At 73.5% G+C, this 19,178-nt stretch carries 13 protein-coding genes, 3 tRNA genes and 1 pseudogene; 4 read left to right on the top strand and 13 right to left on the bottom strand.

The features are described from left to right. Nucleotides 1–4 precede the first annotated feature (4 nt). Nucleotides 5–610, bottom strand: a complete 606-nt coding sequence (locus ACZ7G3_RS05255) for a response regulator transcription factor (protein WP_470923319.1) — start codon at nucleotides 608–610, stop codon at nucleotides 5–7. A gap of 406 nt (nucleotides 611–1,016) precedes the next feature. Between ACZ7G3_RS05255 and ACZ7G3_RS05250 the strand changes: the two are divergent. After that, nucleotides 1,017–2,286: pseudogene (locus ACZ7G3_RS05250) on the top strand (RNA polymerase sigma factor). A gap of 10 nt (nucleotides 2,287–2,296) precedes the next feature. Here ACZ7G3_RS05250 and ACZ7G3_RS05245 read toward each other — a convergent pair. From ACZ7G3_RS05245 to ACZ7G3_RS05225, 5 genes are all read right to left on the bottom strand, one after another. Then, nucleotides 2,297–2,551 (bottom strand): hypothetical protein, encoded by a 255-nt coding sequence (locus ACZ7G3_RS05245; protein ID WP_470923317.1) that lies wholly within the window; start codon nucleotides 2,549–2,551, stop codon nucleotides 2,297–2,299. Nucleotides 2,552–2,584: 33 nt separating this feature from the next. Beyond that, nucleotides 2,585–4,513 carry an ABC transporter ATP-binding protein gene (locus ACZ7G3_RS05240; RefSeq protein WP_470923315.1) on the bottom strand — a complete coding sequence of 643 codons (1,929 nt, stop codon included), beginning with the start codon at nucleotides 4,511–4,513 and terminating at the stop codon, nucleotides 2,585–2,587. Continuing rightward, a complete protein-coding gene (locus tag ACZ7G3_RS05235) occupies nucleotides 4,513–6,246 on the bottom strand; it encodes an ABC transporter ATP-binding protein (protein WP_470923314.1) in 1,734 nt (577 codons plus the stop codon). The genes ACZ7G3_RS05240 and ACZ7G3_RS05235 overlap by 1 nt, the downstream gene beginning before the upstream one ends. Nucleotides 6,247–6,372: 126 nt before the next feature. Then, nucleotides 6,373–7,827, bottom strand: coding sequence for a xylulokinase (locus tag ACZ7G3_RS05230; protein ID WP_426598749.1), 1,455 nt, complete (start codon nucleotides 7,825–7,827; stop codon nucleotides 6,373–6,375). 76 nt (nucleotides 7,828–7,903) lie between these two features. Continuing rightward, nucleotides 7,904–8,209, bottom strand: a complete 306-nt coding sequence (locus tag ACZ7G3_RS05225) for a YtxH domain-containing protein (RefSeq protein ID WP_470923312.1) — start codon at nucleotides 8,207–8,209, stop codon at nucleotides 7,904–7,906. Nucleotides 8,210–8,357: 148 nt separating this feature from the next. Between ACZ7G3_RS05225 and ACZ7G3_RS05220 the strand changes: the two genes are divergently transcribed. From ACZ7G3_RS05220 to ACZ7G3_RS05210, 3 genes are all read left to right on the top strand, one after another. Continuing rightward, nucleotides 8,358–8,430 (top strand) — tRNA-Asn (locus ACZ7G3_RS05220). Between the two features lie 5 nt (nucleotides 8,431–8,435). Then, nucleotides 8,436–8,508, top strand: a tRNA-Asn gene (locus tag ACZ7G3_RS05215). A 220-nt stretch (nucleotides 8,509–8,728) separates the two neighbouring features. After that, a tRNA-Ile gene (locus ACZ7G3_RS05210) sits at nucleotides 8,729–8,805 on the top strand. Between the two features lie 186 nt (nucleotides 8,806–8,991). Here ACZ7G3_RS05210 and ACZ7G3_RS05205 read toward each other — a convergent pair. The 7 genes from ACZ7G3_RS05205 to ACZ7G3_RS05175 form a co-directional block, all read right to left on the bottom strand. Continuing rightward, nucleotides 8,992–9,156: a hypothetical protein gene (locus ACZ7G3_RS05205; protein ID WP_470923310.1), complete on the bottom strand. Its 165-nt coding sequence runs from the start codon at nucleotides 9,154–9,156 to the stop codon at nucleotides 8,992–8,994. Nucleotides 9,157–9,266: 110 nt separating this feature from the next. Continuing rightward, complete coding sequence (locus tag ACZ7G3_RS05200) at nucleotides 9,267–9,953, bottom strand: STAS domain-containing protein (RefSeq protein ID WP_470923308.1); 687 nt, start codon at nucleotides 9,951–9,953, stop codon at nucleotides 9,267–9,269. Between the two features lie 518 nt (nucleotides 9,954–10,471). Continuing rightward, nucleotides 10,472–11,521 (bottom strand): rod shape-determining protein, encoded by a 1,050-nt coding sequence (locus ACZ7G3_RS05195; RefSeq protein ID WP_426598758.1) that lies wholly within the window; start codon nucleotides 11,519–11,521, stop codon nucleotides 10,472–10,474. Between the two features lie 300 nt (nucleotides 11,522–11,821). Next, the gene (locus ACZ7G3_RS05190) at nucleotides 11,822–15,772 is read right to left on the bottom strand and encodes an SAV_2336 N-terminal domain-related protein (RefSeq protein WP_470923307.1); all 3,951 of its coding nucleotides are present in this window, start codon (nucleotides 15,770–15,772) and stop codon (nucleotides 11,822–11,824) included. Further along, nucleotides 15,772–16,797, bottom strand: a complete 1,026-nt coding sequence (locus ACZ7G3_RS05185; RefSeq protein ID WP_426598760.1) for an AAA family ATPase — start codon at nucleotides 16,795–16,797, stop codon at nucleotides 15,772–15,774. The genes ACZ7G3_RS05190 and ACZ7G3_RS05185 overlap by 1 nt, the downstream gene beginning before the upstream one ends. 286 nt (nucleotides 16,798–17,083) lie before the next feature. Next, nucleotides 17,084–18,748, bottom strand: coding sequence for a VMAP-C domain-containing protein (locus ACZ7G3_RS05180; protein WP_470923305.1), 1,665 nt, complete (start codon nucleotides 18,746–18,748; stop codon nucleotides 17,084–17,086). After that, on the bottom strand, nucleotides 18,745–19,113 hold the full coding sequence (locus tag ACZ7G3_RS05175; RefSeq protein WP_470923968.1) for a CU044_2847 family protein: 369 nt from the start codon (nucleotides 19,111–19,113) through the stop codon (nucleotides 18,745–18,747). Before ACZ7G3_RS05175 ends, ACZ7G3_RS05180 begins: the two co-directional genes overlap by 4 nt. Between the last annotated feature and the right edge of the window lie 65 nt (nucleotides 19,114–19,178).

Raw genomic sequence — 19,178 nt, 5'->3', positions numbered from 1 at the left:
CCGGTCACAGCCAGCCGAATTGCTTGGACAGTCTTATGGCGTCCAGCCGGTTGCGCGCTCCGGTCTTCCGTATGGCGGCGGCCAGGTAGTTCCGTACGGTTCCGTTCGTCAAGTGCAGCGCACCGGCGATCGCCGACACGGACTCCCCTTCCGCGGCAAGCGCGAGTACCCCCAGTTCTCTTCGGGACAACGGGACATCGGCGGCCTGAAGCAGACCGAAAGCGAGCGATTCGTCGATGTGCCGTCCGCCGCAGGCGATCTTGTGCATGATCTCCGGCAGGCCGCTCACCGTGCCGAACTTGTCGATGTATCCGCGCGCTCCGGCGTCGAAGGCCCTGCGCAGCGCGCCGGGCCGGTCCCCGCGGGCCAGGACGACGAGGGCTCCCCCTGTGCCGTCGGGACACCGGAGCGACTCCACCTCGGCGAGTACTTCAACGGAGTCCGGACAGTCCAGATCGGTGAGGAACACATCGGGCAGGGTCTCCTTGGCCGCGTTTCTGACCCCACCCTTGGTCGTAACTCTGACCTGAATTTCACCGTCCGTGCTCAGAAGGCAGGCAAGTGAAGCCCTCCACAGCGCGATCTCGTGCACCAGCAGCACCGTCGTCATGAACCGGCCCTCATTCGCGATCGGGGATGTGATTTGTTGTCACCGGGTCAACGAATAGCCAGTGCAGCACAACAGGACACCGGTTCTACGGTGAAATGGCTGATTTGGTTATCGTCTTTACGTGACAGTGGGAAATGAGCCCCCGCACAAGCCGTGAACGCGCCCCTCACGCCCCGGCGTGAGCCCCGTCACCGGCCTGCCCGATCGCCGAGGCGGGTCGTGCTTCCGGGCCCGCTCGGGTTACTCCGATTCCGGCCGGTCACCGTCGGCCCGGCCGCAAAAAGTCGCCGCACGCCCCTCGTGGCGGTGATGTGTCGTACCCCACACTGGGGTGCGGTGCCTGAGTCCTCGGAGCGCGGCCGATCCGTCGTGACGGGTCCCTGGAACCCGCGGCTCCGTTCAACGCGTGCGGGACGGACAGCGGCGAGTGAGCCGGCTCCGCTCCCGAAGTACCGCTGCCGTCCCCCTCGGCCGCGTCCATCCTGGAGGTCGCCCCCGTGCAGACCCAGACCCTCGCCCAGACCGACACCGGTACCGACGGCACGGAGCCGGACGCGGTGAGCGGCGTCCTCGTCGCGATGCCCGCGCAGCACCGTGCCGTGCACCACCCCGAGAACCGGCCGGACGAGCCGCCCGCTGCGGACGTCCCCGAAGCGGCCGGCCACCCCGGTGACCCGGCCGACGCCCCCGAGGCCGAGGCGTCCGGCCCCGACCTCGAGGCCGACGCCCCCGAACCGCCGCCGCCCACCCGCACGGAGACCGGTGGGCCCTCCTCCGACCTGTTCCGCCAGTACCTGCGGGAGATCGGCCGGATCCCGCTGCTCACCGCGGCCGAGGAGGTAGACCTCGCCCGGCGCGTGGAGGCCGGGCTGTTCGCCGAGGAGAAGCTGCGGCTCGCCACCGACCTGGACAGCCGGCTCGCCCTCGACCTCGACCGGCTCGTCGTCATGGGCCGCCTGGCCAAGCGGCGCCTGATCGAGGCGAACCTGCGGCTCGTCGTGTCGGTGGCCAAGCGGTACGTCGGGCGGGGACTGACCATGCTCGACCTGGTCCAGGAGGGGAACCTGGGCCTGATCCGGGCCGTGGAGAAGTTCGACTACGCCCGCGGCTACAAGTTCTCCACGTACGCCACCTGGTGGATCCGCCAGGCCATGTCCCGCGCCCTCGCCGACCAGGCACGCACCATCCGCGTCCCCGTCCACGTCGTCGAGCTGATCAACCGGGTGATCCGGGTCCAGCGCCGCATGCTCCAGGAACGCGGCTACGAGCCGACCCCGCAGGAGGTCGCCGCCCACCTGGAGCTGGCCCCCGAGCGGGTCGGCGAGGTACTGCGCCTCGCCCAGGAGCCGGTCTCCCTGCACGCCCCCGTCGGCGAGGAGGACGACGTCGCCCTCGGCGACCTGATCGAGGACGGCGACGCCGCCAGCCCCGTCGAGTCGGCCGCGTTCCTGCTGCTGCGCCAGCACCTGGAGGCGGTGCTCTCCACCCTCGGCGAACGCGAGCGCAAGGTCGTCCAGCTCCGCTACGGCCTGGCCGACGGCCGCCCCCGCACGCTGGAGGAGATAGGCCGCATCTTCGGCGTCACCCGCGAGCGGATCCGCCAGATCGAGTCCAAGACCCTCAACAAGCTCCGGGACCACGCCTACGCGGACCAGCTGCGCGGCTACCTCGACTGAGGCGGGACGGTCAGGCGCCCGGGCCCGCCTCCCGCCGCTTCCTGGCGTCGATGCCGGCGCCGATCGCCACGCCGCACCCGATCCCGAGTGCGACGCCCGCGCCCAGGTTGCCGCTGAGCTGCCCGAGGCTGACGCCCAGGGCGACCCCGATCGGCAGCCACAGTCCCAGCGCCGTGTCCGACCGGCGTCCGGTGCCGGCCTCGGCCGGTGCCGCGTCCGGCTGCCCGGGGCCCTGTCCCGGGTTCCCGTCCCCGTGCGCCATCATGTCCCGTTCCCCCTCGTGTCCGTGGCCGCGCGGTCAGTCGACCTCGGCGACCGCCTGCGCGAACTGAGCCGCGTACAGACGGGCGTACCCGCCCTCGGCCGCCAGCAGTTCGCTGTGCGTGCCCTGCTCGATGATGGACCCATTCTCCATCACCAAGATCACGTCGGCGTCGCGGATCGTCGACAGCCGGTGCGCGATGACGAAGGACGTCCGCCCGTGCGCCAGCTTGGCCATCGCCTTCTGGATCAGCACCTCGGTACGGGTGTCCACGGACGATGTCGCCTCGTCCAGGACCAGGATCACCGGGTCGGACAGGAACGCCCGCGCGATCGTGATCAGCTGCTTCTCTCCCGCGCTCACCCCCGTGCCCTCGTCGTCGATCACCGTGTCGTAGCCGTCGGGCAGCGTCCGCACGAACCGGTCGGCGTGCGCGGCCCGCGCCGCCTCCTCGATCTCCCCGCGCGTGACCTCCCGCGACGCCCCGTACGCGATGTTCTCCGCGATGGTGCCGCCGAACAGCCAGGTGTCCTGGAGGACCATGCCGATGCCGGAGCGCAGCTCGTCCCGGGACATCGTGGCGATGTCCACGCCGTCCAGGGTGATCCGGCCGCCGGAGACCTCGTAGAACCGCATCAGCAGGTTGACGAGGGTGGTCTTGCCGGCACCCGTGGGGCCGACGATGGCGACGGTGTGGCCCGGCTCCACCTTCAGCGACAGGTCCTCGATCAGCGGCTTGAGCGGGTCGTAGCGGAACGAGACGTGCTCCAGCTCCACCCGCCCGCGCAGGTCCTCCGGCCGGGCGCCCGGGATCGGGTCCGCGGACTGCTCTTCGGCGTCCAGCAGCTCGAAGACCCGCTCCGCCGACGCCACGCCCGACTGCACCAGGTTCGCCATCGACGCGACCTGCGTCAGCGGCATCGAGAACTGCCGGGAGTACTGGATGAAGGCCTGCACGTCACCGATGGACAGGGAACCCGAGGCGACCCGCAGACCGCCGACCACCGCGACGAGCACGTAGTTCAGGTTGGACACGAACATCATCAGCGGCTGCATGATCCCGCTGTTGAACTGCGCCTTGAAGCCGGCCTCGTACAGCGCGTCGTTCTGCTCGGCGAACTGCTGCGCCGACTCCTCCTGCCGCCCGAACACCTTCACCAGGGTGTGCCCGGTGTACATCTCCTCGATGTGCGCGTTCAGCGCGCCCGTCGAGCGCCACTGCTGCACGAACTGCGGCTGCGACCGCTTGCCCACCCGCGTGGCCACCACGAACGACAGCGGCACGGTCACCAGTGCCACCAGCGCCAGGATCCAGGAGACCCAGAACATCATCGCCAGCACGCCGATGATGGTCAGCAACGAGTTGATCAGCTGGCCCATCGACTGCTGGAGCGTCTGCCCGATGTTGTCGATGTCGTTCGTCGCCCGGCTCAGCACCTCGCCGCGCTGCCGCGTGTCGAAGTAGGACAGCGGCAGCCGGGACAGCTTCGTCTGCACGTCCTCCCGCATCCGGAACATGGTCCGGTTGACCGCGCGGTTCACCAGCCGGGTGGCCACCGCCATCAGCAGCCCGGCGGCGCCGAACACCGCCAGCGCCAGCAGCAGCACCTCGCCCACCGCACCGAAGTCGATGCCCTGCCCCGGCGTGAAGTCCGTACTGCGGAGCATGTCGGCGACCTTGCCGTCACCGCGCTCCCGCATGGACTCCAGCACCTGTTCCTTCGTGGCCCCGGACGGCATGTCCCGCCCGACGATCCCCGCGAAGACCAGGTCGGTGGCCGCGCCGAGGATCTTCGGCCCGACCACACTGAGGCCGACGCTGACGACCACACACGCCAGCAGCGTGTACAGGATCACCCGCTCCGGCCGGAACCGGGCGAGGAGCCGCTTGCCCGACCCCTTGAAGTCCATCGAACGCTGGTCGGGGCCGCCCCCGGCCATCATGCGACCCGCAGGCCCGGCCATCAGGCAGCCTCCGCTTCCGTCAGCTGGGAGAGCACGATCTCCCGGTAGGTCTCGTTGTCCGCCATCAGCTCGTGGTGCCGGCCCACGCCGACCACCCGCCCCTCGTCCAGCACGATGATCCGGTCCGCGTCCCGGATGGTCGCCACCCGCTGCGCCACGATCACCACGGTCGCCTCGGCCGTCTCCCGGCCCAGCGCGGCGCGGAGCGCGGCGTCGGTGGCGTAGTCGAGGGCGGAGAAGGAGTCGTCGAAGAGGTAGATCTCCGGGCGCTGGACGAGGGTCCGGGCGATGGCGAGCCGCTGCCGCTGGCCGCCGGACACGTTGGTGCCGCCCTGCGAGACCGGCGCGTCCAGCCCGCCCTCCAGCCCGGAGACGAACTCCCTGGCCTGCGCCACCTCCAGCGCGTGCCACAGTTCCTCGTCCGTGGCGTCCGGATTGCCGTAGCGCAGGTTGGTCGCGACCGTGCCCGCGAAGAGGTACGGCTTCTGCGGCACCAGCCCCACGGTCCGGGCCAGCACCTTCGGGTCGAGGGTCCGTACGTCCACCCCGTCGACCAGTACCTCGCCCTCCGTGGCGTCGAACAGCCGGGGGACCAGCCCGAGCAGGGTGGACTTGCCGCTGCCGGTCGAGCCGATGACGGCGGTCGTCTCACCCGGCCGGGCCGTCAGGCCGATGTTCCGGAGCACCGGCTCCTCGGCACCGGGGTAGCGGAAACCGGCCCCGCGGACCTCCAGATGCCCGTGCCGGCGCAGCTCGGTGACCGGCGCCACCGGCGGCACCACACTGCTCTCGGTCTCCAGGACCTCCTGGATGCGCTCGGCGCACACCTCCGCGCGCGGCACCATCATGAACATGAACGTGGCCATCATCACGGCCATGACGATCTGCATCAGGTAGGCGAGGAACGCGGTCAGATCACCGATCTGCATCCCGCCGCTCTCGATCCGGTGGGCCCCGAACCACACCACCGCGACCGACGACACGTTCACCACCGTCATGACCACGGGGAACATCAGCGCGAGCAGGTTGCCGGTGCCCAGCGCCACGTCGGTGAGGTCGGCGTTGGCCTTCCGGAAGCGCCGCTGCTCGTACTCGTCCCGCACGAAGGCCCGGATGACGCGGTTGCCGGTGATCTGCTCGCGCAGCACCCGGTTCACCGTGTCCAGCCGCTCCTGCATGGCCCGGAACAGCGGCCGCAGCCGCCGCACGATCAGCGTCACGCAGATCGCCAGCACCGGCACGACCGCGACCAGCACCCCGGACAGCGGCACGTCCAGGCCGAGCGCCATCACGACGCCGCCGACGCACATGATGGGCGCCGACACCATCAGCGTGAACGTCATCAGGGCCAGCATCTGGACCTGCTGCACGTCGTTGGTCGTCCGGGTGATCAGCGAGGGCGCGCCGAAGCCGCCGACCTCGCGGGCCGAGAAGGACTGCACCCGGTCGAAGACGGCACCGCGCAGGTCCCGGCCGAGCGCCGCCGCGGTCCGCGCACCGTAGTAGACGGCGCCGATGTTGCACACCACCTGGGCCAGCGAGATGCCGATCATCAGGGCGCCGAAGCTCAGGATGTAACCGGAGTCGCCCCGCACGACACCGTTGTCGATGATGTCCGCGTTCAGGGTCGGCAGGTAGAGGGAGGCGCAGGTCTGCAGGAACTGCAGGGCCACCAGCAGGGCGATGGGTTTTCTGTAGGGCTTGAGGTAGGTCCGCAGGAGTCGTATGAGCACGCTGGATCTCTCGGGGTCGACGACAGGGGCAGTTGGTTGCCCGTGGCCCCCATCGTCGGACACCCCACCCGCGTTACCCCAACCGATTAACCCAACAGCGCGCTACTTCCGGCCTTATGGGCGGCCTCACGCGTGCAGCGCGCCCGGATGCGTCTGCTCCCGCACCGACACGAACTGCTGGCGCACGGCCTGTCCCACCGCCAGCTCCTCGCCCGGATCCAGCACCTGCGCGACCGCGCCCTGCCAGACGGGGGGAGTGCGCGGATCCAGCGTGCCCTGGGACACGCCCAGCGCCCAGGCCGCCTGCCGGGCCGCGCCGATCGCCGCGTAGTCCGCCGGCTGCGGCACGACGACCCGCGTCCCGAACAGCGCGGGCGCCGCCGCCTGCACGGCCGGCAGCTCGGCCGCCGCGCCCAGCAGGAACACCCGCCGTACGTCGACGCCCCGGGCGCGCAGCACGTCGAGGGCGTCGGCGAGACCGCACAGCATGCCCTCGAACGCGGCCCGCGCCAGATGCTCCGGCCTCATCGACTCGCGCCGCAGGCCGGCCAGCGTGCCGGCGGTGTGCGGCAGGTTCGGTGTGCGCTCGCCCTCCAGGTAGGGGAGCAGCACCAGCCCGTGCGCGCCCGGCGTGGACTTCATCGCCAGCTCGGACAGGCTCTCCAGGTCCGGCACGCCGAGCAGCTCGGCGGCGCCGCGCAGGGTCCGTACGGCGTTCAGGGTGGTGACCACCGGCAGGTGCATGCCGGTGGCGTCCGCCAGCGAGGTGATCATGCCGGACTGGTCGACGAGCGCCTCGGTGTGCACGGCCATCACCGACCCGGACGCGCCCAGCGACACCACCGCGTCGCCCAGTCCGATCCCCAGCCCGAAGGCGGCGGCCATCGTCTCGCCGGTCCCGGCGGAGATCAGCAGCCCCTCCGGCGTCGTACCGGCCGCCTCGGCCGGACCGATCACCTCCGGCAGCATCACCTGGTGCCCGAGCGCCAGCTCGACCAGATCGGGCCGGTAACCGCCGCTCGCCGCCGACCAGTAGCCGGTCCCGGACGCCCCGCCCCGGTCGGTGGTCCGCCGGACCGGCCGCCCGAGCAGCTGCCACACCAGCCAGTCGTGGGCCTGGAGCAGTACGGCGGTCCGCGCGGCGGCCTCCGGCTCGTTCCGCGCCAGCCAGCGCAGCTTGGTCACCGCCTGCGCGGCCTGCGGGACGCAGCCCACGGCCTGCGCCCACGCCTCGCGCCCGCCGAGCGCGTCGATCAGGTCGGCCGCCGCCACCTGGGAGCGCTTGTCGCCGCCCACCATGGCCGGGCGCACGGTGGTGCCCTGCGCGTCCAGCGGCACGACGGAGTTCGCCTGCGCCGACACGCCGATGGCCTGCACGCCCTCCAGCAGTCCGCCGCCGGCGGCCTCCCCGAGGGACAGCAGCCAGGCCTGCGGATCGACGTCTGAGGGCCGGCCCCCGCCCTCGGGGCTCTCCAGCGGATGCGGCGCGTAACCCTGGCGCAGCACGGCGCCGGTGTCCGAGTCGCAGACGACGATACGAGTGAAATCGGGCGAACTGTCCAACCCGGCGACTATCCCCATGCCCAAAATTCTGCCGCACCGCGAGAGGTGTCCTTACCCGGCGGGGGCCACGAGCCCCGGCCGCCGCCGGATGTCGTCAGGTGTTGCTGGTGCCCCAGTCGTCCGCACCACTGCCGTTCGTCCCGCGTTCACGCAGGGAACGGACCCGCTGGGCCACCGAGTCGGGCATCCGGTCCCCGACCTTGCCGCTCACCGCGGTGTACGCCTTGTCGGCGAAGTGCCTGCCCTGCTGGGCCGCCGACTCGGCGGTGTTGCGCACCGCGGGGTTCTGCGCGACCTGGCGGGCGGACTTCCGCAACTGCTCGTAACGCTCCCGTCCGGCCTTCGTGCCCAGCACGTATCCCACCGCGAGTCCGACGACGAACGTGAGCCGGTAACGCATGGCGGCCACCCTTCCCTTGCTCTGGCTCTGTGGTGCCGGGGAGTACCGATTGGCGGAGCACCCCCCTGCTTGCGCTAATGTATGTGTCGCAGCGAGCGCGCGCCCCCTGGCGGATACCCAGGTGGATGCGTTCGATGCAACGAGACAATCCTCGGTAGCTCAATTGGCAGAGCAGCCGGCTGTTAACCGGCAGGTTACTGGTTCGAGTCCAGTCCGAGGAGCTCGGTCCCCTGTAGCTCAATTGGCAGAGCAGCCGGCTGTTAACCGGCAGGTTACTGGTTCGAGTCCAGTCGGGGGAGCATCGTGAACGAGGACCCCACGGGGTCCTTTTTCATGTCCGGATTCATGCCCCACGGGACTCCCGGCAGGCTCCCGGCACCTCACGGGAACCACGCGGCCCGCTGCGGAGTCCTCAAGGTCATGAAGGCATCGCGGTAGCCGACCATCCGAGGCAGCAGATCGTATGAGCGGCTATGCTGCGGCAGACGGCGCGCACACGTGTACGCGACACGCCGCTATGGGGCGGTAGCTCAGCCGGTTAGAGCAGCGGACTCATAATCCGTCGGCCGTGGGTTCGAGTCCCACCCGCCCCACCACAGCCTCCGGCGCAGGAACGTTTTCACCTGTAGGTCCGGTAGGCCGGCCAGGTCCGTCCGGCTGGAACCCCGCCTCGCGGAGTCCGAGGCCGCCGCCGAGGCCCGAGTGCGGCAGGGCTTGATCCGTGTGGTCAGGGTTCCCTGTGTGGTCTGCGAGGTCTGCTGCGGGGTCTGCGGGGCGCCGGGCTAGCGGCCGTCCGTGTCATCGGTGGTGGCCGTGGTGGCCGTGGTGTCGTCGTCGTCCCGCTCGCCCTCCGCCTGGGAGGGAGTGGTGTGCGGCGGGCTCTGGCGGTCCGGGACGTCCCGCTCGTCGCGTTCGCCCTCCGCCTGGGACGGGGTCTGCTCGCTCATCGTGGTGCCTCCTCCGGTCGAACGGGGTTGCCGCCCGGGTACCCCGCCCGGGCCGGTGGCACCACACTGCCGGGGCCGGTGGGGCGCCGCTGGACCCCCGCCGTCCGCTCTCAGTGCCCGAGGCGGCCCAGGGCCGTCCGCAGGGCCGTGCGTACCTCGGCCGGCGGGGGCGGGCCGTTGCTCTCGGCGCCGGCGGTGACCGCCGCGGCGACCGTGCGCAGCTTGGTGTTGGACAGCTGGGAGGCCTCCCGCAGTATGTGCCACGCCTCCTCCGACGTGCATGCGTGCAGCGCCATGAGTACGCCCCGCGCCTGGTCGATGACCGGGCGGGAGGCGATCGCCTGGCGCAGCTGGTCCACCTCCTCCTGCAGGACGTGCAGCCGCTCGGAGGGGGTGGCGGGAGCGGCGGGGGGCGCGAGGGGCGCGGGCCGCGGCTCCGGCCGGTGGGCCGTGGCGTGCAGCGGGTCGGTGGTGTCCAGGCCGGCCAGTTCCAGGATCCGCAGCGGCTGGCCGCGCCAGTTCGTCGCCGTCGCGGGTACCGACTGCCGGTGGCTGTAGCCGCCCAGCAGGTCCAGGAACTGGAGGCCTGCCGTGTCCATGAACACCACGTCGCCCATGTCCATGTCGACCCGTTCGACATCGGCCGGCAGCGCGGCCAGGGTCTCGGCCAGGACGACCGTGCAGCCGTGGACGAGCTCGCCCCGCGGAACGAGCAGCGCCCGGCCCGCGTCCACATGCCCGTCGATGACCAGGGTGGCCGGCCTCCCCGCCAGAGGTGGTGGTGCCGCTGGGCTCATGTCACCGCCTTGTCCGTCCTCGTCGGTCGGTCCTTGCAGACGTCGCAACGTCACACAGCCCCCGTCGGCCGCCGGGCCGAACGGGGCCCGAGTCCCGTCCCGGTCCTCGGTGGTCCTGCGGCGCTGTGGGTGCACCTGCCCGCCGGACGACGGACTACACCCGGGGCCGGGGAATGACCGGCTCCGGGATGGGTAAAGGCGCTGCCCGCCGTCTCCGGCGGGCCTTTCTCCCTCCCTGTCCCTCCCTGTCCCACCCGCCCTGCCTGCCGGCCGTCCGGCGAGGCGGCGGTCGCGTCGGACGGCTGGCCCGGCCCGGCCCGGCCCGGGTGAGGATGGCGGGTGATGCCGTTCCGGCCGGGGACGGTGGCGGTCGGGACCGCCGAGGCGGCGGCGGTCAGCCTGGTGGCGCCTTCCGCGAGGTCGTCCGGCCGGCTTCCTCGGCCATCCCGGTTGCTCCGGCTGTTTCGTCAGCTGCGTCCGCTTCGTCCGCTCCGTCTGTGCCGGCTTCCCGCAGGGGATCAGTCGGACGACGTCGTGTGCAGGGCCAGCGGCTCGACCCGGCCCTCCAGCATGGTGCCGAGGCCCTGGACCGCGCACACGTCGGGCCGCTCCGCGATGTGCACCGGCATGCCCGTGGCCTTGCGCAGCATCTGGTCGAAGCCGGGCAGCAGCGCGCTCCCGCCGACCATCATGATCCCGCGGTCGGCGAGGTCCGCCACCAGGTCCGGCGGGCAGTCCCGCAGCACCTTGCCGATGCCGTCGAACACGGCCGTCAGCGGCGTCTGGATGGCGTTGCGCACGGCGGCGGTGTCGACCCGCACGCTGCGCGCCAGGCCGGTCGCCACGTCCCGGCCGTGGATCTCGGTGGAGGACGGACCCTGCGGGGTGAGCCCGTTGTCGGACAGGGTGAGCTGCAGCGGGCGCACGGACTGGCTGGGCAGCATCAGTTCGTGTTGGAGGCGCAGGTGCTGCACGATCGCGTTGTCGACGGCCTCACCGCCGACCGGGATGCGCTCGGCCGCCACGATCGAGCCCAGGGAGAGCACCGCGACCTGCGTGGCGTGCGCCCCGCACACCATGACCATCGTCGCTTCGGGCTGTTCGACGGGCAGTCCGCAGCCCACCGCCGCGGCGATCAGCGTGTCGACGAGTTCCACGCGGCGCGCGCCGAGCCCGACCAGCGTCTCGACCGACGCCCGCTGGGCCAGCGGATCGGCGCCGTGCGGGGTGCAGACGGCGGCCCGCAGCCGGGGCTTGCGGCGCAGGGCGCGGCGGATCTTGTCGCCCAGCAGGTGCCGCAGCATGCGCTGGGCCATCTCGATGTCGACGACCGTGCCACCGGAGATGGGCCGGACGACGCGGATGTAGCCGGGGGTGCGGCCGGTCATCTTCTCGGCGAACTCACCGACCGCGATGAGCGCGCCGGTACGGGTGTTGACCGCGGCGGCGGACGGCTGGTCGACGACGAGCCCGACGCCCTTGACGTACACGCGGGTCCGCGCCGCGCCCAGGTCGACGGCGAAGTGGCAGCGGCGCAGCTGCTCCAGACTGGCGGTACTGGCGGTCATGGCGGAGCCTCCCGAGAGCACGGACCGTGCGGGGCCGCCCGGCGGCCCCGCCTCTCAGGCATCGTGCGCGGGGGCCGGGCCGGGCGCCCCTCGGAGGGGGCCGGGCGGGGGGCCGCTGAATGGGGGGCGGCCGGCGGTTTCCCGGCCGCGGTGAGCGGCGGTCGCGGGTCCCGCCGGTCCCGCTCGGCACCCCCCAGCGGCCGATGGACGGCGGACTGCCCGGCGACCCGGTGGCCGATGGACGGCGGACTGCCCGGCGACCCGGTGGCCGGCGGACCGCCCGGCGGCGGGGGGAAGCGATCAGCGCCCGCTCCCCGGGGGCGGCGCCGAGCCGCTGCGGGGCCCGGTACCCCCGACCGGGCGGTACCAGCCCGTGCCGTCGGCCAGCGGCCGGAACAGGCCCGGGGCGAAGGCGGGGCCGTCCTGTCCCTCCGCGAACGACACGTCGTGGTACAGGGAGTCCGCGAGGGCGACGATCGCCTGGGCGCCGGAGGCGTCCAGTGCCGCGCCGACCGACTCGGCGTCCGCGCGGAAGGCCTGCTCCTCGCTGCCGTCCGGCCGGAACTCCACCTGCCAGAACTCCGCCCGCAGCCGCAGGCCGCCCACGTGCGCCAGCCGCCCGGGCAGGCCCTCCACGGTCGCCCGGAGGAGACGGGAGGCCTCCACCCGTGGCGCCAGCAGTACGAGGAGGCCCTCCCGGTCGTCCAGGAGTTCGTAGGAGTCGCCGGCGAGTCCGCTGTCCGTCAGCAGGTCCGTGACCACCCGGTGGAGCGCCGTGCGGGCCTCGGCGCCCCGGGGGGCGTCGGCGAACGAGTAGCGGGCGCAGTCGCGGAAGTCGGTGTCGAAGTCGGCGTCGTCCCTCTCGGACTCCCTCTCGGACTCCTCGAACTCCGCCTCGGCATCCGCGTAGGCCTCCATCAGGATCTCGGCCTGCTCCCGGGCCACTTCGGGCTCGAGGTCCGGGTCGTAGAAGGGACCGTCCCCCCACGGGGCGCTCGCGGCGATCACTTCGGCCGTCTCCAGTGCCTCCTCGGTCGGGCCCTCCTCCGTGCCCAGCAGTGGCGTCCACAGACCGTCCTCCGTAGGGAAGGGGCCCTCCGCGAGCTCGTCCGGCGCGGACACGGCGCCGTGCGTTCCGTCCGCGTGCGGCGGTTCCTCGTACGCCTGCCACGGAGCGTCGTCCGCCGGCTCGTCGTGCTCCTCGCGCAGTTCCCGGCCCAGGGCCAGCAGAGCGGGGCTGCGCCCCCCGGACAGTTCGTACTCCTCGTACACCGCCAGGGCCTCCTCGCCCCGGCCCTGGCGGCGCAGCGCGATCAGGTACAGGCGGCGGAAGTCCTCCCGGTGCGGGTGGGCGTGCAGCAGGCCGGCCAGGTCGGCGGAGGCCCGGTCGTACTCGCCGAGGGACAGGTCGAGTTCGGCGCGCTTGGTGTGCAGGGCGAGGCGGAGCCGCGTCAGGCGGGTGCGGGCGGTGCGGGCGGCGGGGCCGGGCACGTCCGCGAGCGGCTCGGCACCGTGCCAGAGCGCCAGCGCCTCGGTGACGTGGACGCGGGCATCGGTGTGCGCGCCCTCCTGTCCCGCCGCGTCGGCGCGTCGCACCAGCTCGTCGCAGTGCACCACGTCCACCTGGTCGGCGCTGGTGTGCAGCGCGTAGCCGTGGGCGGGCCGCGCCAGTACGCCGGGGCCCAGGACCTCCGCCAGACGTGTGGCCAGCCGGGTCACCTCGGCCCGCGGGTCGCGCGGCTCGTCGCCCGGGTCCCACAGCCCCCACCGCAGCTCCTCGTGGGTCACCGTGCGGCCGTGCTTGAGCAGCAGCATGGCGAGCAGCGCGCGGACGTCCGGCGACAGGTCGGGGGAGCCGTCGGGGAGGTCGACCCGTAGCGGTCCGAGGACGCGGTACCGGCGCCGCTCGTACGCCTCGGCCGCCCGGGCGGGCAGCTGCGGGTCGGCGAGCAGCCCGAGGCCCTGGGCCTGCGACGCGGCCGAGGCGGACATCAGCTGGTCGAAGGCGTGCGCGTAGTGGATGCGCAGGGCGCCGGGGAGCCTGTCGAGGCGGTGGGAGTCGACCGGGAGGGTCAGGCGCGAGGTCCCCGACGTCAGCAGCAGCAGGACGTCGCACAGGGCTCGCAGGTCCTCGGAGCGGCCGGCCGGGCCGGACGTGCGCCCCGGTTCGAAGAGGCTGAGCCGGACCGTGCCGTCCGGCAGGAGGACCACCCGGGACGCCTCCAGACCGCCGTGCGTGACGCCCGCCCGGTGCAGGGCGGTGAGCGCCCGCGCCAGCTGCGCCCCCACCGACACCGTCAGCGGCACCGGCAGCCGTCCGCCGCCCGACCGTACGAGGGCGTTCAGGGCGATGCCGTCGAGATGCTCCATGACGACGTACGGGATGTCGTCCTCGATGCCGCGGTCGAGGACGGTCACCAGATTCGGGTGGGCGATCTCCGTGAGGCGGCCCGCGTCCCGCAGGAACGCCCGGCGCGAGGCGGGGTCGGTGTCCGCGTCGTGCAGCCGGACCGTCACCGTCCGGTTCGTCCCGGTGTCCTCGGCCAGCCACATCCTCCCGGTCGGCGTGAGCCGTCGCACCGGCCGGTAGCGGGCGCCCAGCGCGGGCGGGAAGGGCGACGCGGCCGGGGGGCGCGGCCGCGCCGCCAGCTGCCGCGCGCTCTCCTGGCTGATCGCCGCGAACGGCTCGCTCCCGTCGGCCCGCTCGGTGCCGTCCCGGGCGGGGATCAGCGCGCGGAACTCGCCGGGTGAGCGTCCCGCCCGCTGGTCGATCAGGCCCCCGGTCCGCAGCAGCAGCTCGTGGGTGCGGTCGCGGGCGGTACGGGGCAGACCGCGCAGCAGGAGGTCGCGTACACCGGGGCGGAACGCGTACGAGCCGGGCGGCCCGGGGACCGTGGTGAGCAGGCCGCTGAGGATGACCTCGGCCAGGTGCCGGGGGAGCGGGTGCGGCTCCACGGCGGCCTGCACCAGCCGCATCACGGGCAGGTCCGGGCGCCCGAGCGCGAGGTGGCCGGCCAGCCGGAAGGCCTCCGGCGACGCACTCGCGCGAAAGCGCAGGACCAGCTCCTCGGCGGACAGCCGCGTCAGGTCGGTGCGGTCGTCGGCGTCGGCCGGCAGCGGACGGTGCAGTGCGGCGGCCGCGCCCGGGTACTCGGTGCCGCCCGGACTCGCCACCAGCGCGGCCCAGTTCGCCAGCCACTCGGGTCCCGGTTCCAGTACGGGCAGGTGTACGGCGTCCTCGGGCGCGCGGGGCGCGGCGCTGTCGTACGGCGTGAAGGCGAGCGACGCGCTGGGCGCGGCCCGGTGCGGGGCCGACAGCCGGCCCGGCACCGGCGGCAGGGCGGTGTCCCGCCACAGGTGTTCGGGGAGCGGCTGGAGGACGGCCAGGGGTGTCCGGTGCGCCCAGCGCCGCAGCGTGCCGAACCACGCGGTGCCGGCCGGGCCCGCACGCCACTGCGGCCCCATGCAGTCGCTGATCAGCAGCGTGACCGTACGGCCGTCGGCGGGCGCGTGGGTGCCGTCGCCGCGGACGGTGCCGTCGGGTTCCGCGCGGTGCAGGGTGACGGTGCGGAAGACGCCCGACTGGGCGAGGGCGGTGTGCAGTTCGCGCACCAGGGGGTTCCAGACGGGCATCGTGGGGCCCGCGTCGTGCACCAGGTCCAGCCGCAGCCAGCGCTCCCGCACGGGCCGCAGTACCGGCAGCCACCACTCGGGTCCGGCGCCCAGCCGGGCGATGCGGTCGACGGTCGCGTGTTCGTCCACCTCGCGCCCCACCGGGGCGTCGGTACGGCGCTTCAGCGGGCGCAGGGAGCGTTGCAGCGCCAGGGGGTGGGGCAGCATCGGCGGGGCGGGCGCGAGCAGGGCGCTGTGCGGTTCGGCCGCCGACGTCCCCGGGGCGGGGGCCGGGGACGGCAGGCGCAGGGGGGTGCGGGGGGCCCGCGGTACGGGAGGCGGTCCCGTCGGCAGGCCGGGCGGGGGCCGGTGCTCCGGTCGCGGCTGCCGGTCCCGCTCCGGTGCCGGGTCGGGCGCGGGCGGTGTCGGCTCCGGGGGGTCCGTCTCAGTCGTCGGGGCCGCCGGGTCCGACGGGTCCACCGTGTCCGGCGGGTCCTGCGCCGGGGGGTCCATCTGCCCGGCCAGCCACAGGAGTTCGGCCAGCTCCAGCGGGGTCGGGCGGACGCCCGAGGCCGCCCGGCCGAGGATGTCGGCCAGGCGGTGCAGGGGTTCCGGCGAGCCGGAGCGGTCGGACGGCATCAGAAGGCGTCGGGTTGCGGGGACCGGCCCAGGTACGGCATCAGCTGCTGGGCCAGCTCGTCGAGCGAGTCGGTGCCCAGACCGGAGGAACGGGCCAGGTAGATCGCGTTGAGCAACTGGTCCGTGGCCAGTTCGCCGCTGCCCACCCGGGACAGGAACCGGTCGATCAGCCGCTGCGCGTACCCGTCGGGCTCGCCCAGGTGGGCGCGGACGATCTCGGAGAGCTGGTCGTCGTCCGGCTGCCGCAGGCGGAGCGAGACGCAGCGGCGCAGGAAGGCGGGCGGGAACTCGCGTTCGCCGTTGCTGGTGAGGACGATGAAGGGGAAGGCCTTGCAGCGGACCCGGCCGCGCTCCACCGGAACCCGCTGGTCGGTGCCGTCGATGAGGACCTCGGCACGCCCGTCGGGGGTGTCCCGGGAGGCCCGCACGAGTTCGGGGATCTCGTACTGCCCCTCCTCCAGGACGTGCAGCAGGTCGTTCGGCAGGTCGAGGTCGCTCTTGTCGATCTCGTCGATGAGCAGCGCGCGCGGGCGGGCGTAGGGGAGCAGGGCGGTGCCGAGCGGGCCGAGGCGCAGGTGGTTCTCGATGCCCGCCCCGGCCGCCGGGTCGCCGGGCCGGTCCGCGGTGTGGCGGGCCGCGTACAGGCGGGAGAGCGGGTCGTACGTGTAGAGGCCGTCGTGGAGGGTGCTGCGGCTGGTGATGTTCCACCTGAGGACCGGGCCGAGCCGCAGTTCGCGGGCGACCGCGTAGGCGAGGGACGACTTGCCGGTGCCGGGCGGGCCGGTGACCAGCAGCGGGCGCCGCAGGTACAGGGCCGCGTTGACCAGTTGCACGGTGTGCTCGGTGGCCTGGTAGGTCGCGGCACGGTGGGCGCGGTCGGGCGAGGCGGTGGCGGCGTCGCCGTCCTCGTCCGGCGGGTCGAGCACGGGGCGGCCGTCGAAGGCACGCCAGGGCGGGGGAGGGGGCAGCTTGGTGATGCCGTCGTGAGGGGCCGGCGCGCCGGTGTAGACGGGCCACAGGGGCATGGTTCTTCTCTCCGAGCGATCTGTTCGGCGGCGGGTGGAGCGTCGGTGGAACGGCGGGCGGTGCCTCAGGTGGTGCGGTGGGTGGTTGGGTGCGGCGGGCGGTTCCGCGGTGGTGTCCGGCGGCGGTGGGTCGGCGGTGTGGGGTTCGGCGGGCGGTTCCGCGGTGTGCGGTCGGTGTGGCGGGCGGTTCGGTGTGCGGTTCGGTGTGGCGGGCGGTTCGGTGTGGTGCGGGCGGTCCGGTGTTGTGGGTGGTTCGGTGTGGTGGGTGGTTCGGCCGGCGGGTGGTTCAGCCGACGGGTGAGTGCAGCAGGGCGGTGGGTTCGGCGAAGCAGCGGGGGTCGTCCCACAGCAGCTGGACGTCCCGCGCCCAGTGCTCGTCCGGGGCGTCGGCCGCCTCCGCCGTCTCGCGCAGCTCCATGACCAGGCGGGGAAGCTCGGACGGTGGCACATCCGCCACGGACACGGCGAGTTCGTCGAGGAACGCCGTGCCGGAGCAGGGGCCGTCGTGCCCGTCGCGCGGGCAGCCCGTGCGCGGCCACAGCAGCACGGGGACGGGGACGTTGACACCGACCTCGAAGTACTCCCGTGCCGTCTCGGGACTGGTGGCGAAACCGGCCAGCTCCGCGTCGTCCCGCAGCCGCTTGCGCAGGCCGGCCGGCCGCTCCCGGGTGCCGCAGTCGACGCGGTGCAGGGTGCCGCCCGTGCCGGCCCCGAGCTTGCGCCACTTCTTGCGCAGCTGGTGGCGGAGCCGTCCGCTGCGGTGGCGGTGGCGGTCGGTCACCACGAGCGGGTACGCGCAGCCGAGCGGTGTGGGGTCGTCCTCGCCGCAGGCCCAGTGCGCCACCGGCGCGTTCAGCCACTCGCGCGGCAGTACGAACGTGAGCAGCTCGTCGGCGCCGGGATCGAGCTGGGTGAACGCCTCGTCGATGCGCTCCTGCACGTACGCCCGCACCGCGCCGCGGGCCAGCCGGCGCGTGCCCACCGGGCGGCGCTGTCCGTCCCGGTACGCGGACACCTCGACGGTGACCTGGTCGGGGCCGGCTCCGCTGTGGTCGATCTCCACGACGATGGGCGACCACGTCGCGGGGCGCGGCGGAGGGGTGTGCGGCCGGTGGGCCAGCCGTTCCTCCAGCCGGTCGGCGAACCGGGCCACGGCACCCGGTTCCGGCACCTCCCACTGCACGTAGGCTGCGGCTTCCCACAGGGAGGCGAAACCCCCGTCCGGGGGCGGCGGGTCGAAGGCGTCCGTCGCGGAGACGTACAGCCGGTTCGGATCGCAGCTCAGGCCGGTGTCCTCGGCTTGGCGCACCAGCGCGTACAGCCGTCTGCGCGCGTCCGCCCGGTGGCCGGGCGTGGGCACGAGTTCGCCGAGCTCCGGCCAGTAGCGCGCCATGACCTCGACCGGCAGCATCCGGCCGACCCGCACGTCCTTGGCGCCCGCGACCGCGGAGACCATACCGACGACCGTGCCGTCGGCGAGTGTCGCCGCCGCCCCGCTGAACCCGCCCGCCAGTGGCTGCCCGTGCCCGGTGAGGGCCTCCAGCTGGACCCATTCGTCCGAGATGAGCGGGCCGGGCAGGGCGCGGTAGGAGGCGAGCATGCCCTCGTCGTACCCCTTGGGGAAGCCGTAGGCGACCAGCTCGGGGGCGGGGCCGGTCCGTTCCGCGCCGGGCCGGGCGAACGCGGCCGGGGTGAGCGGGACTTCGCGGTCCAGTTCCAGTACGGCGAGGTCGCCGGGGTCGGCGGCGCCGCCCCGCCAGCCGCCGTGCACGGCGACGGTGGCGGACAGCTCGCCCAGTTCCCGGCGGCCGGGGAAGGTCACGGTGACCGGCGCGCTCTCGCTCCACCGCACGACATGGGCGCAGGTGAGCAGCCGGCGGGCGGTGACGAGGAATCCGGCGCCGACCTCCTTGCCGCACTCGACGCGGGCATGCCACGCGGCGCCGCTCATGACCGGCCGGCGGCTTCCGGGCCCCGGGGGTGCGCGGGGCGTTCGGGCCCCGGCTCCGGCGACCAGTTCAGTCTCACGACCAGGTGGCCTTCCGCCGACCCCTTGGCGATGACCGCGCCGGCCTCCGCGCTCAGCTTCACCCCGAACTCCAGCTCCACCGAGTCGGGCCTGAGCGAGCCGTCCCGGAAGACCCGCAGCGCGGACTCGGCCGCCGCCCGGACGCCGTCCAGGGAGCTCTCGAAGGTGCGTGCCGCCCGGGCCGGCCCGTCGCCGCGCGAGACCAGCCGCGCCCCGTCCTCGTCCTCGACGCCCTCGACGACCACGCGCACGCCGTCCTCGGTCTTGAACTCGACCAACCCGTCCATGCCGTCGCTCGCTCCCCGTGTGCCGTACGTGCCTGTGCGAAACACCATTGTGACGGACGGTACTT

The organism is Streptomyces sp. NPDC037271, assembly GCF_055603605.1.
The sequence above is the reverse complement of the archived record's forward strand: the minus strand, read 5'-3'. Positions and strand labels throughout refer to the sequence as shown.

Excerpts from the sequence above, each read along its gene's own strand:
- ACZ7G3_RS05255 (WP_470923319.1), bottom strand. The coding sequence starts at position 610 with ATGACGACGGTGCTGCTGGTGCACGAGATCGCGCTGTGGAGGGCTTCA.
- ACZ7G3_RS05245 (WP_470923317.1), bottom strand. The coding sequence starts at position 2,551 with ATGATGGCGCACGGGGACGGGAACCCGGGACAGGGCCCCGGGCAGCCG.
- ACZ7G3_RS05240 (WP_470923315.1), bottom strand. The coding sequence starts at position 4,513 with ATGGCCGGGCCTGCGGGTCGCATGATGGCCGGGGGCGGCCCCGACCAG.
- ACZ7G3_RS05230 (WP_426598749.1), bottom strand. The coding sequence starts at position 7,827 with ATGGGGATAGTCGCCGGGTTGGACAGTTCGCCCGATTTCACTCGTATC.
- ACZ7G3_RS05225 (WP_470923312.1), bottom strand. The coding sequence starts at position 8,209 with ATGCGTTACCGGCTCACGTTCGTCGTCGGACTCGCGGTGGGATACGTG.
- ACZ7G3_RS05205 (WP_470923310.1), bottom strand. The coding sequence starts at position 9,156 with ATGAGCGAGCAGACCCCGTCCCAGGCGGAGGGCGAACGCGACGAGCGG.
- ACZ7G3_RS05200 (WP_470923308.1), bottom strand. The coding sequence starts at position 9,953 with ATGAGCCCAGCGGCACCACCACCTCTGGCGGGGAGGCCGGCCACCCTG.
- ACZ7G3_RS05195 (WP_426598758.1), bottom strand. The coding sequence starts at position 11,521 with ATGACCGCCAGTACCGCCAGTCTGGAGCAGCTGCGCCGCTGCCACTTC.
- ACZ7G3_RS05190 (WP_470923307.1), bottom strand. The coding sequence starts at position 15,772 with ATGCCGTCCGACCGCTCCGGCTCGCCGGAACCCCTGCACCGCCTGGCC.
- ACZ7G3_RS05185 (WP_426598760.1), bottom strand. The coding sequence starts at position 16,797 with ATGCCCCTGTGGCCCGTCTACACCGGCGCGCCGGCCCCTCACGACGGC.
- ACZ7G3_RS05180 (WP_470923305.1), bottom strand. The coding sequence starts at position 18,748 with ATGAGCGGCGCCGCGTGGCATGCCCGCGTCGAGTGCGGCAAGGAGGTC.
- ACZ7G3_RS05175 (WP_470923968.1), bottom strand. The coding sequence starts at position 19,113 with ATGGACGGGTTGGTCGAGTTCAAGACCGAGGACGGCGTGCGCGTGGTC.